Here is a 12,100-nt window from a genome sequence, read left to right on the forward strand (position 1 = left end):
GGGGTGGCCATGGCTCCTTGACCCAGATCAACAAGAGGCACTCATGTTGCAGGACCATTCCGTCCACGTTCAGTGCGGAGACTGTCCGATCCGCCACCGCGCCGTCTGTGCCCGATGCGATACCGACGAACTGACGCGGCTGGAACAGATCAAGTATTACCGCAGCTTCCAGGCCGGCCAGACGATCATCTGGTCGGGCGACCGGATGGAGTTCGTGGGCTCGGTGGTCAGCGGGATTGCAACCCTGACCCAGACCATGGAGGACGGACGGCGGCAGATGGTCGGGCTTCTCTTGCCGTCGGATTTCGTGGGCCGCCCCGGCCGCGCCACGGCCGCCTTCGATGTCACCGCGACGACCGACCTCGTGATGTGCTGTTTCCGCAAGAAGCCGTTCGAGGATCTGATGGCCGCGACGCCGCACATCGCCCAGCGGCTGCTGGAGATGACGCTGGACGAACTGGACGCCGCGCGGGAATGGATGCTGCTGCTCGGCCGCAAGACCGCGCGCGAGAAGATCGCCTCGCTGATCGCGATCATCGCCCGGCGCGATGCCGCGCTGCACCTGCGCCGGCCAGCGGGCGCGCTGGCGGTGGATCTGCCGTTGACCCGCGAGGAGATGGCCGATTACCTGGGCCTCACGCTCGAAACGGTCAGCCGCCAGATCAGCGCGCTGAAGCGTGATGGGGTGATCAGCCTGGAAGGCAATCGCAGGGTCACGATTGCCGACATCGACCGGCTCATGGAAGAGGCCGGCGACGATAGCGACGGCGGGATGCTGGTCTGAAACCTCCTTGCCGGCTGGGGACGAAGTCCCGAACCCGCACCGGCCGCACCAGAGCCGGACTTGGTGCAAGAAAGCCATAAGAGCGGCGCGCAAATGGTTGCAAGTCTTGATAAGCCTTTCATCCGGAACGCGAATGGAGTAAGTGTCACGGCAAACCGGAGAGTTCCCGAGTGGAGTGGATCATGAGCAGGAAATTCAAGAAGTCACTCCTGGTGGCAGCTCTTCTGCCAGTCGGCTTTGCGGCGCAGGCCCAGGATGGCGGCTTCGTCCAGCTGACCTACGGCGCGCTGAACGCCAGCAACGGCTATTCCGATCGGGACTACATCGGCCTCAACTCCCGGTTCGCCGTCAGTTCCGGCCTGTCCATCCTTTTCGACCTCAGCCAGCAGGACCGCGAGGAGAACGTCACCTCGGTCGGCGTTGGCGCCGAATTTGCGGCCGGTGCGGGCGCCCTGCGGTTCATGGTGGAGTCCTCGAACTCGGACCTCGGCACTGCGCCTGACTGGAAATATGCGCTGGGCTACCGCTACAACGCTGGCGCGGACCGTGGCCTGATCTATGACTTCGAGGTGAGCCGCGCAAATTACGAAGGCGACATCGACGCAACATCGCTGCGCGGCGAAATGGTCAAGTATTTCCCTGCCAACGCCAACGGGTCCTATCTCGTCACTCAGCTCAGCGCGTCGGTCACCGATTCCTCGGGTGCCGCCGATCTGGGGTATGATATCGCGGGTGTTGCCACCCTGGTGACGGCAGGCGGCCTGAACGTCGGGGCCGAGCTGGCCTTCGGCAAGATCGCCTACGACCTCGCGCCGCTCGCGCCGGTGAACAACGACTACACTGCCTTCAGGCCCTTCGTGTCCTACCGGTTCAGCGGGAACGCGGAGGTGATCCTGCGCGGTGAGTATATCGATACCGAGCTCTACGACCTTCAAGGCGCATCCATCGGCATCAAAATCGGGCTATGACCGGGGCGGCAATCGCCCTGATCGTTGCCTGGAATGTCTCGACAACACTGCTGGCTCTGGTCGTGCTGATCCGGCAGGTCGTCGTGACGCTGCTGTTCCATTTCGGCCCCCGCGGCACGACAAGCGAGCCGGCAGCGGATGACCCGTTGCCGCGCGTGACCGTGATTGTCCCGGCCCATAATGAGGAAAGAGTCCTTCACGGCTGTCTCGACTGTCTGACCCGGATGGACTACCCGTCCGACCGCTACGAGGTGATCGTGATCAACGACCGCTCGCGCGACGGGACCGGCGCGATCGCTGATGACTTCGCGGCGCGGCATCCCTTCCTGCGCGTGATCCACCGCCCCGACGATGCCCCGCCCGGCAAGCCGGCGGCCCTGCTGGATGCGATCGACAGCTCGACGTCCGAGATCCTGGTATTCTTCGACGCCGACTACCTGCCGCCACCGCAGATCATCCGGCGCCTGGTGGCCCCCTTCCGCGACCCTCTGGTTGGCGCAACGATGGGTCGCGTGGTGCCCTACAACGCCAATGCCAACATGCTGACCAAGATGCTCGACCTCGAGCGGCGCGGCGGTTACGTCGTCGATCAGGAAGTCCGGCATCGCATGGGGCTTCTGCCGCAGTTCGGCGGCACCACCGGGGCGGTGCGTCGGTCGGCGCTTGAGGCGGTGGGTGGGTGGAACACGATCTCGCTGGCCGAGGATACCGACCTGACCTATCGGCTGTTCATCGCGGGCATGCGCGTCGCCTATGTCGCCGGCGCCGAGTGCTACGAGGAAAGCCCCGAAACCTGGCAAGTCCGCTACCGGCAGGTGAAGCGTTGGGCCATCGGGCACAACGACTGCCTGCTGCGCTATTTCATTCCGACCCTGCGGGCAACGCGACAGCCTCTGATGGCTCGCCTCGATGCCGCGCTGGTGCTGCTGGTCTATACTGTTCCCAGCCTCGTCCTTCTGAACCTCATCATCGCCCTGTCGATGCCCGCGCAGGTCGGCGAGACCTGGGCCAGCCTGTCGATCCTGACCGTCTCGCTGACGCTGTTCACCGGCATCGGCAATTTCGCACCCTACTACCAGATTGCGGCCGGCTGCGTTTCAGACCAGCAGAGGCAGGCCTTCGCAGCCGTCCCGTTCCTGTTCGTGTCGTCTTTCACCAGCCTCCTGGCCTGCAATGTCGGGGTGATCCAGCTTCTGAAGGACAAGATCCGGGGCGCCACGACCCAATGGGACAAGACCCAGCGGTTCCGGGGCGCGGTTTGAGGACGCATCGGTGCTGAACATCGTCATCGTCGTCCTGGTCTACGAATGTGTGACCGCGCTCTTGTTCATCCTGTGCTGGAGGGTTGTGCGCGGCGTGGATACCCGGTTGCCGATTGCCCAGGCCGGCCCGGTGGGTGGCGACCCGGTATCGGTGCAGAACCGCACCGTTGCCGAGTGGCGCAACGCGCCGCAGCTGCCCTGGCAGATCTTGGCGATCATCCTAGGCTGCCTCGTCCTCGGCGCTGTCGCGCTGGGCGCGTCCGGCCTACTTGGAAAGCTGCGCCCGGCGCTGCTGCAGGCGGACACTGTGGCGCTAAACCTGGAAGTTGACCCGATCCTTCTGCGCCTCGTGCTGCCCGTCGGGCATTTCCTGATCCTCGGTTTCCTGTTCTTCAGAATGCGCCGATCGGTGCTCTTTCCGACCGTTCTCGTGCACCTCTTCCTCATCATCTTCTGCCTGCTGGTCACCCTGCTTGACCCGAGCCGGATCGAGACAGTGCCGCTGACCCTGGTCCCGATTTTTGCCACGAACTTCGTGCTGCTGATCCTCACGCATTGCCTGCTTACCCTGCTGTTCTGCCGCAGCGCCGCAGAGCTGGCTGCCGCCGTGGCCCTTTCGGCCATCGCCGGCGCCATCCTCGCGGTTGGTACGACAGTGATCTCGCTGGCCTCGACCCTGCTTGCGGGGCCACTCTTCTTCTTCCAGCTTTACCTGGTGTCGGCTTTCGGGATCTTCGGGCTGTATTTCTGCGGCGCGTCCATGGTCCTGACGCTTTGGATCCGGGACGAGCGCGGCGCGACTCCTATCCCGCGCGGCTGAAGCTGTCGGCCCGCGACAGCGCCCAGGCCTCGGCAAAGCGCGGCGAAGAGGCAGGATCGGCCGCAAGCTGACCGGGAGCAAGCTGTTCGTACTGGTCGGCCAGCGAGATCACCCTGTCCGACGAGGCACGGCGCAGGAAGTGGTGCGGGCGCAGCTCCGAAGGGTGCGCCAGGCCGGCCGCGGCCACCAGTTCGGCCAGCGCATGCAGCGTGTTGCGGTGGAAACCTGCCACCCTTTCCGCCTTGTCCGGCACATGGATCGCGCGCTGGCGCAAGGGGTCCTGCGTGGCGACGCCGGTCGGACAGGCGCCGGTATGGCAGCTTTGCGCCTGGATGCAGCCGACCGCGAACATGAAACCGCGGGCGGCGTTGCACCAGTCGGCCCCCAGCGCCATGACCCGAGCCATGTCGAAGGCCGAGGTGATCTTGCCCGAGGCGCCGATGCGCACCCGGTCGCGCAGGCCGATTCCGACCAGCGCGTTGTGGACGAAGGAAAGTCCGTCGCGTAGCGGCTGGCCCACATGGTCCATGAATTCCAGCGGCGCCGCGCCGGTGCCGCCCTCTTTCCCGTCCACCACGATGAAATCCGGCGTGATCCCGGTCGCCAGCATCGCCTTGCAGATGGCCATGAACTCCCACGGGTGGCCGATGCAGAGCTTGAAGCCGGCCGGCTTGCCGCCCGACAGCTCTCGCATCTGCGCGATGAATTCCAGCAGGCCGACGGGCGTCGAGAAGGCCGAATGCCGGGCGGGAGAGATGCAGTCCTGGCCCATCGGGATGCCCCGGATCGCGGCGATTTCCGGTGTGACCTTCGCGGCAGGCAGCACCCCGCCATGGCCGGGCTTGGCGCCCTGGCTGAGCTTCAGCTCCACCATCCTGATCTGCGGATCGGCCGCGACCTCGGCAAAACGCGCCGGGTCGAAGCGTCCGTCCGGCGACCGCGCGCAGAAATAGCCCGAGCCCAATTCCCACACGAGGTCGCCGCCATGTTCGCGGTGGTAGGGCGACACCCCGCCCTCGCCCGTGTCGTGGAAGAAGTCGCCCGCCTTTGCCCCCTTGTTCAGTGCTCGGATCGCATTGGCCGAAAGCGAGCCGTAGCTCATCGCCGAGATGTTCAGCAGGCTGGCGGAATAGGGCTGCGCCGTCCCGCCGCCGACCAGGGTGCGCAGCGCCTCGTGCGGCAAGGGCGTGTTGGGGACGATCGAATGGTGCAGCCATTCGTACTGCTCCTCGTACACGTCATACTGGGTGCCGAAGGGCCGCTTGTCGAGGTCGCGCTTGGCGCGCTGATAGACGATGGCGCGCTTGTCGCGCGGGAAGGGCGTGCCGTCCTTGTCGCCCTCGAAGAAATACTGCCGCATCTCGGGCCGGATCGATTCCAGCAGGAACCGGAGGTGGGCGGCAACCGGATAGTTGCGCAGCACGGCATGGCGGGTTTGGCGCAGGTCGTGCAGGCCGGTCAGGACCGAGGCCAGGCAGACCAGCGCCAGCGGCAGGAGCCACCAGGTCTGGCCCGGGAAGGCCAGCATCAGCCCGATCGCCACCGCGATCAGGATCGCGGGCCAGGTGATCAGCGCATAGCGCAGGTTGAAGATGGTGGACAGCACCGGACCCCCGGAAAGGCTTTCTCACCATCGAAACACCAGAAGTGTGAAGGATCTGCAAACCTCAGAACGGGACCGGCGCCGTGAAGCTGACCCAGTCCCGGCTGGTCGGGTGATGGAGCGCCAGAGTCTCGGCATGCAGCATCAGACGGCCATATTCGGCCCGGGTTTCGGGGGCATAGATCTGGTCGCCGAGGATCGGGTGGCCCAGCGCCAGCATGTGGACGCGCAGCTGATGGCTGCGCCCGGTGTGCGGCGTCAGGCGCACGCGGGTTTCGCCGTCCGATCGGTCGATCACCTGCCAGTCGGTAACCGCTGGGCGGCCGTGGACGGGATCCACCTTCTGCCGCGGCCGGTAGTCCCAGTCGCTGCCGATGGGCAGGTTCACCGTGCCCGCGTCCGGTTCGAGACGGCCCTTCAGCCGGGCGATGTAGGTCTTCTGCGCGCGGCGTTGTTCGAATTCCTGGCCGAGGAAGCCCTGGGCCTGCTTGGTGCGGGCGAAGATGATGACCCCGCTGGTGTCGCAGTCAAGGCGATGCACCGTCAGCGCGTCCCAGCGCGCGGCCTGCAGACGGGTGACCAGGCAGTCCTGCCGGTCCGCCAGCTTGCCCGGCACGGTCAGGAGGCCCGCAGGCTTGTCCACCACGATGATTGCCGCGTCCTCGTGCAGGATGGACAGCGGCGTGTCCGGCGGATCGTAGTCGAAATCGGGGATGAGCGAGGGTCTATGCAATCGTATGGCCTTCGGCCAGGAGGCGGGCATGGAGGTGTCGGATATGGGTGGGTCCGACCTCGCAGCAGCCGCCGATCAGCGTTGCGCCCTGCGCCACCCAGCCAAGCGCGAAGTCGGCATAGCGTTCGGGCGACAGGTCGTGGCGGGCGCAATAGGCCGGGGCCTCGGTGCCGTGCGTGTGCGGGATTATCTCGGAAAAGCCGTTCGCATAGGCCCCGAAGGGCAGGCCAAGCGGCTTCAGCGCGTCGAGGGCGGCGGACATCGCCTCGGGCATCGAGCAGTTGGCAAGGACGGCATCGGCCGGTGTCTCGGCGAGGACTTCGGCCAGGGCCGCGACCGGCTCGCCAGAGCGCAACTTCGTGCCGTCGCGGTCCTGGACGGAGACGCTCAGCCAGACCGGCCGGTCGGTCGTCCGCGCGCCTTTCAGCGCCCCGCGGGCGAGGTCGAGCGAGGAGATCGTCTCGATCAGGATCAGGTCCACATGGGCGGCGAGGATCCGGGCCTTCTCGGCGTAAAGCGCGGCTGCGACTTCCACCGGCGGTGTCAGATCGGGCCGGTAGCTTTCGCCGAGCGGCCCCATGGAGCCTGCGATCAGACCTCGCCCGGCGGCGGCACGCGCCTCGTGCGCCTCGGCCAGCGCGCGCAGATGCAGCGCATGGTAGAGCGCGTCGAGACCGTGCGGGATCAGCCGGTCGTGCAGGATGTTGTAGGTGTTGGTCGTCGCCAGGCTGGCGCCGGCGGCGAAATAGTCCTCGTGGATGGTGCGGACGAGGCCGGGGTTGTCAAGCATCACCCGCGTCGCCCAGAGCGGGCCGGGGTCGGAACCCGCGCGGGCGATCAGCTCCTGGCCCATGCCGCCGTCGAGAAGGGTGATTTCGGTCATCTGCGCCTCGCTGCTGCCATCCGACCATCCGATGCGTGCCGGGGAAGATCAAGGCGCCGCGTTTGACTTTGCTTGCGGCCGGCGAGATGCTCGGCCGGGCAGGAGGGGACCTGATGGACTATGAAACCGTTCCGCCGCCCGAATTCGGTCATGCCTTGCGCGCGATATCGGTGAACCTCCTGTGCCGGGATGTGGCCGTTGAAGTGGCCTTCCTGACGGAGGTCTTCGGCATGACGGCGCATCGGGTCAGCCGTGACTTCGCCATCCTTCTGCACGCCGGTCAGCCCTTGCAGTTGCACTCGGACGGGACCTACGCGAACCATCCCCTGCCGGCACTGCTTCCCGAGGCGGGGCCACGGGGGGCGGGCGTGGAAATCAGGCTGCATGAGGCCGACCCCGACCGGGCCGCTGAGCGGGCCGGGGCGGCAGGCGGCGTGCTGCTGCAACCCGCCACCGACAAGACCGCGCATGGGTTGCGGGAAGCCGTCATCCTGTCGCCCTCGGGCTATGCCTTCGTGCCAAGCCGCCGCATCTAGGACGCGTCGCGGAAGACCTCGGCGAGGAGGGGAACGAGCCAGTCCTCGTCTTCCCGCGTGAAGGCCGCCGGGGTGTTGCTGTCGAGGTCGAGCACGCCAAGCAGCCGTCCCTCGCCATTCCAGACCGGCAGCACCAGTTCCGACCGCGTGGTGGAGGAACAGGCGATGTGGCCGGGGAAGGCGTCCACGTCCGGCACGTTCTGCACCTGGCCGGAGCGGGCGGCGGCCCCGCAGACCCCGCGGGAGAACGGGATCACCAGGCAGCCGTGGCCGCCCTGGTAGGGGCCGATCTTGAGGAGTTCGGGGGCCACGACCCGGTAGAACCCGGTCCAGTCGCAGAAGGGATGCGCGTGGTGAATCTCGCAGGCGATGGTGGCCATCAGGGCGACCGTGTCCGTCTCGCCCTGGGTCAGGGCGCGGATGCTTGCGGTGATTGCGCTGCGGTCGAACTCAGTAGCCAAGGGCGCAACCGTCCTTCCTGGGGTCAGAGGCGCCGACCAGGATGTCGCCGTCGATGCGGATCGCCTGCGACCCGCCGAGCGGCGTGGTCGGGATCACCACCTGGTGGCCCATGGCGGCAAGCTCGGCACGGACCGTTTCGCTGTAGCCGCGCTCCACCTCCATGCCGTCGGGGCCGGAGAAGGAGCGGGGCGCGTCCATCGCCTCTTGCAGATCGAGGCCATAGTCCACGAGGTTCGTCACGAACCGCGCATGGCCGCAGGGCTGGTAAGCCCCGCCCATCACGCCGAAGGGCATCAGGACGCGGCCGTTCTGGCGGATCATGCCGGGGATGATCGTGTGCATCGGCCGCTTGCCGCCGGCTGCCTCGTTCGGGTGGCCTTCCTGCAAGGTGAAACCCGCGCCGCGGTTCTGGAAGTTGATCCCGAACTTCGTGGACGCAAGGCCGGATCCGAAACCCCAGAAGATCGAGTAGATCAGAGAGACGGCCATCCGGTCGCGATCGACCACGGTGATGTAGATCGTGTCGCGATGCACCGCCTCGGTCAGCGGCGCGGCAGCAGGCATGGCGCGTCCGGGGTCGATCAGCGCGGCAAGCCTGGCAGCCGTGTCGGGCGAAAGCATGTGCCGGAGACGGGTGGTATGGTCCGGGTCGGCGATGAAGCGGTTGCGGGCGTCGTAGGCAAGCTTTGTTGCCTCGGCCTCGATGTGCGCGCGCTGACTACCGAAGGGATCCATCGACTTCAGATCGAAATGGCTCAGGATATTCAGCATGAGGATCGCCGTGGCGCCCTGGCCGTTCGGCGGGTGCTCGACCAGGTCCACCCCGTGATAGCTGCCCGACACGGGCAGGGTGTAATCGCAGGCCGTTGCCGCAAGGTCGTCGAGCGTATGCGTTCCGCCCAGCGCCCGAAGCGAGGCGATCATGTCCTCGGCCACCTCGCCTTCGTAGAACCCGGCGCGGCCCTCGCGGGCGATGCGGCGCAGCACCTCGGCCTGACCGGGGGCGCGGAAGATCTGGCCGACCCTGGGCGCTTGGCCATTCAGCGTGAAGAAATCGCGCGCGGCCCCCTTGAGGCAGGCGATGTCGTCCGCCCAGTCGAAGGCGACGCGGGGGGCAACGGGAACGCCCTCCTCGGCATAGTGGATCGCGGGGGCCAGCACCTCGGCCATCGGTTTCAGCCCGTAGTCGGCGTTCAGCCGGCAGAAGGCGTCGATGGCGCCGGGAAGCGTCACCGCCTCGATGGCCTGGATCGGCATGGCGGTCAGGCCCCTGGCGCGCAGCTCGGCGGCGTTCAGTCCCGCAGGGGACCGGCCCGAGCCGTTCAGCGCCACGATCTCTTCCGACCCGGCAGGTTTCAGCAGGACGAAGCAGTCCCCGCCGATCCCGGTCATCTGCGGCTCGGCGATCCCGAGCACCAGTGCGCCCGCGATTGCGGCGTCAACCGCGTTGCCGCCGGATTTCAGGACCTCGATCGCCACCAGCGAGGCAATCGGGTGCGAGGTCGCGCACATGCCGTTGCTCGCATAGACGGCCGAGCGGCCTGGAAGCTGCAGGTCGCGCATCATGCAGCCTGCTCGCGGCGATGAAGATGGAAACGGCCGTTTGCCGCGAAGAACGCCACGATGACCTCCGTCTGTCCCGATTGCCGTGCTGTCGCTGACCCGCTGGAGCAGCGGCGCCCTCGCAGGCTAGGACGAGAGTCGCAGGAAGCCAAGAGGTCAGGGAGCCTGGTGTCCGGGGAGAGGTGGACGTCGGGGCCGGACGCCAGGGTGCGGCCTTCCCGGCCGCGGTTCGGATGTGCCGCAAGATCGTGGCCCATCCCGCGCGCAGGAAGGACCATAGGATGGAAGATCCGATGCATTCGAGCATTCGGGCGCGGAAAGCACGGTCTCCGGCCGTGCCGATGCCCGACCTTCGCTAGCGGACGGCGGCCGGGTCTTGCCCGGTTTGCCGGATGACTGACCCGGTGACGAGCATCCATGGCAGGGTGCGATTGCGGGATGCATCCCTTCCGAAAGGACCTGGCCCAGAGGCCGGATCCTGCATTGTCGGATCCGACCCGACCTGCCGTGTGCAAACCCGATCAGCCAGGGATGAGGAACACGAGGAGATTCCTGCCCTCGCTGCGGGTGTAGGAAAGATCGGCACAGAGCGATCGGATCAGATGCCAACCGAAGCCGCCTTCGGGCAGATCCTGAAGCGGCGCGCTGCTTGCGGGCAACTTCCCTTCGGGCAACCGCCCGTCCGGCATCGAGCGACCGGAATCGGCAATCTGGCAGAGAATCCCGCCCGCATCCGGCCTGAGGGTGACTTCGACCGTTCCCCCAGCCTCGTCATAGGCATGTTCGGCCACATTGTTCAGGATCTCGGCAAGGACCAGTTCCGCCGCACCGCGCGCCTCGGCCCCCAGTCCGGACAGCGGCGGACTGGCCAGCATCCTGGACAGGGAGCGACGGATCGCCACGGGATCGGCACCGAACACCAGACGCAGTTCCGGTGTCCCGGAGGTCTGGTCAGGCACTCGCGGCATGTGCCACGGCAGCGTCGAGGTTCGGGTGGATCGTGAAGATGCTGTCCATGCGCGTCAGCCGAAAGACCTTTTCCACCGTCGGTGTCAGGCTGGCAAGCTCCAGGATGCGGTCGGGGCCGAGCAGCTTCTTCACCGCGACGATCGCACCCAGCCCGGAGGAATCGAGGAATTGCACCCGCGCCAGGTCCAGCACCACCCGCGCCGGGCCGTTGCGGGTGGCATCCCGCATCTTTTCCTTGAACTGGATCGCCGTGGCCGCATCGATGCGGTCGTCGATGACGGACACGGAAATCACCTTCGGCCGGGTCTGAGTCTGAAGCTGCATGGCGCACCCCTTTGCTTGCGTTTCCCGCAGGCTAGGGGCAAAGCATGAACAAGTGGTAAGCGACCGCCGGTCAGTTCAGCTGGAAGGTCACCGGATAACGACCATCCTGGAAATCGCCGAACAGGTCGCCGAGATCCGGGTGATCGACGGGTTCGCCGGTCTCGTCCGGGACGAGGTTCTGTTCCGAAACATAGGCCACATAATAGCTTTGGCCGTTTTCGGCGAGCAGGTGATAGAAGGGCTGATCCTTCGAAGGACGGCTGTCTTCGGGAATGTTGTCGTACCATTCCTCGGTGTTCGAGAATATCGCATCGACATCGAACACTACGCCCCGGAACGGGTGCTTCCTGTGTCGAAGCACCTGCCCGATGTGATACTTGGCATGTGTGGTCTGCATCACCGTCAGTCCCCTTGCAAAAGTTTACGCTGTCGTGCCGGGACTGTCCACTTTGCCGCGGAGCCTGCCGGGAAACAGTCTGTGGGCCTGACCCGTACAGTGCGGCCGCTGCCGCGTTCTCGCGGAATTCTGATGTCCGTTGCGGGTGTTGCCCATTTCATCCGCGTTCCGGATAGTCTAGACTCCGCGCAAAAGAAAAGAGCACGAGGGGCAGATGAGCAGGTTTCTCCGTGCGTCGCTGGTGGTTCTGTGTCTGGCGTCCTGCGGGGGCGGCGGCAACTACTCGGCGCCGAGGCAGTTGGACGATGCGTGCGCGATCATTCGCGAACGGCCGCACTACCTGCGTGCGATGGCCGCGACCGAACGGCGCTGGGGCGTTCCCATCCATGTGCAGATGGCGACGATCCACCAGGAATCGAAATTCGTGGGCAATGCCCGCACGCCGCACACCTTCGTGCTCGGCGTGATCCCGATGGGGCGGCAGAGCACGGCATATGGCTACAGCCAGGCCCTCAACGCCACCTGGGAGGAATACCAGCGCAGCGCCGGCAACCGGCGCGCAAGGCGCGACGATATCCGCGACGCGACCGATTTCATGGGATGGTACATGGATCAGTCCGAACGCGGGCTGGGGATCTCGAAGGCCGATGCAGAGGCGCAGTATCTGGCCTACCACGAGGGCCGGACCGGCTATGCCAACCAGTCCTACCTCAACAAGCCCTGGCTGATGGAGGTGGCAAAGAAGGTCGGACAACGGTCCGAGATGTACCGCATGCAGCTGGCGACCTGCCGCTAG

At 66.2% G+C, this 12,100-nt stretch carries 14 protein-coding genes; 6 read left to right on the forward strand and 8 right to left on the reverse strand.

What is annotated here, in order from left to right; genetic code table 11:
* The first annotated feature begins 43 nt into the window (after positions 1 to 43).
* The 4 genes from fnrL (at position 44) to FL625_RS10005 (ending at position 3,834) form a co-directional block, all read left to right on the forward strand.
* Entirely contained in the window at positions 44 to 784 is a 741-nt protein-coding gene (gene fnrL / locus FL625_RS09990; RefSeq protein ID WP_149588520.1) for a transcriptional regulator FnrL, read from the forward strand.
* A 182-nt stretch (positions 785 to 966) separates the two neighbouring features.
* Positions 967 to 1,752, forward strand: a complete 786-nt coding sequence (locus FL625_RS09995; RefSeq protein WP_149588521.1) for a hypothetical protein — start codon at positions 967 to 969, stop codon at positions 1,750 to 1,752.
* Positions 1,749 to 3,014, forward strand: a complete 1,266-nt coding sequence (locus tag FL625_RS10000; RefSeq protein WP_149588522.1) for a glycosyltransferase family 2 protein — start codon at positions 1,749 to 1,751, stop codon at positions 3,012 to 3,014. The genes FL625_RS09995 and FL625_RS10000 overlap by 4 nt, the downstream gene beginning before the upstream one ends.
* Before the next feature lie 10 nt (positions 3,015 to 3,024).
* Entirely contained in the window at positions 3,025 to 3,834 is an 810-nt protein-coding gene (locus tag FL625_RS10005; RefSeq protein WP_149588523.1) for a hypothetical protein, read from the forward strand.
* Here FL625_RS10005 and FL625_RS10010 read toward each other — a convergent pair.
* The 3 genes from FL625_RS10010 to FL625_RS10020 form a co-directional block, all read right to left on the reverse strand.
* A complete protein-coding gene (locus FL625_RS10010; protein WP_149588608.1) occupies positions 3,818 to 5,362 on the reverse strand; it encodes an FMN-binding glutamate synthase family protein in 1,545 nt (514 codons plus the stop codon). The two genes, FL625_RS10005 and FL625_RS10010, sit on opposite strands and share 17 nt — an antisense overlap.
* Positions 5,363 to 5,501: 139 nt before the next feature.
* Positions 5,502 to 6,170 carry an RluA family pseudouridine synthase gene (locus FL625_RS10015; RefSeq protein WP_235019371.1) on the reverse strand — a complete coding sequence of 223 codons (669 nt, stop codon included), beginning with the start codon at positions 6,168 to 6,170 and terminating at the stop codon, positions 5,502 to 5,504.
* Positions 6,163 to 7,053, reverse strand: coding sequence for a homocysteine S-methyltransferase family protein (locus tag FL625_RS10020; protein ID WP_149588525.1), 891 nt, complete (start codon positions 7,051 to 7,053; stop codon positions 6,163 to 6,165). The genes FL625_RS10015 and FL625_RS10020 overlap by 8 nt, the downstream gene beginning before the upstream one ends.
* A gap of 113 nt (positions 7,054 to 7,166) precedes the next feature.
* On the opposite strand from FL625_RS10020, the gene FL625_RS10025 reads away from it, so the two are divergent.
* Positions 7,167 to 7,589 (forward strand): VOC family protein, encoded by a 423-nt coding sequence (locus FL625_RS10025; protein ID WP_149588526.1) that lies wholly within the window; start codon positions 7,167 to 7,169, stop codon positions 7,587 to 7,589.
* On the opposite strand, the gene FL625_RS10030 is transcribed toward FL625_RS10025, so the two are convergent.
* The 5 genes from FL625_RS10030 to hspQ all read right to left on the reverse strand — a co-directional run bounded on the left by FL625_RS10030 (position 7,586) and on the right by hspQ (position 11,304).
* A complete protein-coding gene (locus FL625_RS10030) occupies positions 7,586 to 8,050 on the reverse strand; it encodes a GAF domain-containing protein (RefSeq protein ID WP_235019372.1) in 465 nt (154 codons plus the stop codon). The genes FL625_RS10025 and FL625_RS10030 overlap by 4 nt on opposite strands.
* Entirely contained in the window at positions 8,040 to 9,614 is a 1,575-nt protein-coding gene (locus tag FL625_RS10035) for a gamma-glutamyltransferase family protein (RefSeq protein ID WP_149588610.1), read from the reverse strand. Before FL625_RS10035 ends, FL625_RS10030 begins: the two co-directional genes overlap by 11 nt.
* Before the next feature lie 521 nt (positions 9,615 to 10,135).
* Positions 10,136 to 10,573, reverse strand: a complete 438-nt coding sequence (locus FL625_RS10040; RefSeq protein WP_160147765.1) for an ATP-binding protein — start codon at positions 10,571 to 10,573, stop codon at positions 10,136 to 10,138.
* Positions 10,566 to 10,907 (reverse strand): STAS domain-containing protein, encoded by a 342-nt coding sequence (locus tag FL625_RS10045; RefSeq protein WP_149588528.1) that lies wholly within the window; start codon positions 10,905 to 10,907, stop codon positions 10,566 to 10,568. The genes FL625_RS10040 and FL625_RS10045 overlap by 8 nt, the downstream gene beginning before the upstream one ends.
* A gap of 70 nt (positions 10,908 to 10,977) precedes the next feature.
* On the reverse strand, positions 10,978 to 11,304 hold the full coding sequence (gene hspQ, locus FL625_RS10050) for a heat shock protein HspQ (protein ID WP_149588529.1): 327 nt from the start codon (positions 11,302 to 11,304) through the stop codon (positions 10,978 to 10,980).
* Between the two features lie 214 nt (positions 11,305 to 11,518).
* Here hspQ and FL625_RS10055 point away from each other — a divergent pair, with 214 nt between their 5' ends.
* Positions 11,519 to 12,100, forward strand: coding sequence for a transglycosylase SLT domain-containing protein (locus FL625_RS10055; protein WP_149588530.1), 582 nt, complete (start codon positions 11,519 to 11,521; stop codon positions 12,098 to 12,100).

This window comes from Tabrizicola flagellatus (genome assembly GCF_008271465.1).
GTDB lineage: Bacteria > Pseudomonadota > Alphaproteobacteria > Rhodobacterales > Rhodobacteraceae > Tabrizicola > Tabrizicola flagellata.

Bases quoted from the DNA above. Each gene is read 5' to 3' on its own strand.
- FL625_RS10035 (WP_149588610.1), bottom strand. From the start codon at position 9,614: ATGCGCGACCTGCAGCTTCCAGGCCGCTCGGCCGTCTATGCGAGCAAC.
- FL625_RS10010 (WP_149588608.1), bottom strand. From the start codon at position 5,362: ATGCTGGCCTTCCCGGGCCAGACCTGGTGGCTCCTGCCGCTGGCGCTG.
- FL625_RS10000 (WP_149588522.1), top strand. From the start codon at position 1,749: ATGACCGGGGCGGCAATCGCCCTGATCGTTGCCTGGAATGTCTCGACA.
- FL625_RS09995 (WP_149588521.1), top strand. From the start codon at position 967: ATGAGCAGGAAATTCAAGAAGTCACTCCTGGTGGCAGCTCTTCTGCCA.
- FL625_RS10055 (WP_149588530.1), top strand. From the start codon at position 11,519: ATGAGCAGGTTTCTCCGTGCGTCGCTGGTGGTTCTGTGTCTGGCGTCC.
- hspQ (WP_149588529.1), bottom strand. From the start codon at position 11,304: ATGCAGACCACACATGCCAAGTATCACATCGGGCAGGTGCTTCGACAC.
- FL625_RS10025 (WP_149588526.1), top strand. From the start codon at position 7,167: ATGGACTATGAAACCGTTCCGCCGCCCGAATTCGGTCATGCCTTGCGC.
- fnrL (WP_149588520.1), top strand. From the start codon at position 44: ATGTTGCAGGACCATTCCGTCCACGTTCAGTGCGGAGACTGTCCGATC.
- FL625_RS10020 (WP_149588525.1), bottom strand. From the start codon at position 7,053: ATGACCGAAATCACCCTTCTCGACGGCGGCATGGGCCAGGAGCTGATC.
- FL625_RS10045 (WP_149588528.1), bottom strand. From the start codon at position 10,907: ATGCAGCTTCAGACTCAGACCCGGCCGAAGGTGATTTCCGTGTCCGTC.